1 protein-coding gene is annotated in these 541 nt (G+C 73.2%); it reads right to left on the minus strand.

From position 1 onward, the window contains the following. Positions 1 to 5: 5 nt before the first annotated feature. A partial coding sequence (locus tag DW195_RS09305; protein WP_147356507.1) for a transposase occupies positions 6 to 541 on the minus strand: 536 nt, incomplete at its 5' end.

Here is a 541-nt window from a genome sequence, read left to right on the forward strand (position 1 = left end):
CCCCCCTACGCCTCCTCGGCCATGAGGCCGACCGCCCACACCCAGCAGGCGAGCTCGCGCGCCGTGGCGACGTTCGCCTTGTTGCCGTGGACCCCGCGCGCGAGCAGCGCCTCCCGCCTCTCGACCAGCCTCCGCACGCCCTTGGCGGCATGCCTCCGGGCGCCCCGGTCCGGGGCCTGGCCCTTGGCGAGGTCCTTCGGCCGCCCGGAGCACGTCAGGTAGTGCCACGCGGCCTCGACCAGCGTCTTTCTCAGGTGCTTGTTGCCGGCCTTGGTGATCGCGCCCCTGCGGTCGCTCTCCCCGCTGGAGTGCTCGGAGGGCGTCAGGCCGACCCACGCGGCGAACGAGCGGGCATTCCTGAACCTCGAGAACTCGCCGGCCTCGAACACGAGGTCGGCGGCGGAAGCGGTGTCGACGCCCTTGAGGCAGCGCAGGGAGTCGACCCTCTTCCGCCACCTGGGCTTGCGGGCCTCGGCCTCGACGAGCCCCTCGAGCCTCGCCTTCTCCTCCGCCGCCCGCCTGACCGCGTCGACGTAGTAGG

Origin of the sequence: Collinsella sp. AM17-1, assembly GCF_003470665.1 — a bacterium.
Taxonomy (GTDB): Bacteria; Actinomycetota; Coriobacteriia; order Coriobacteriales; family Coriobacteriaceae; genus Collinsella.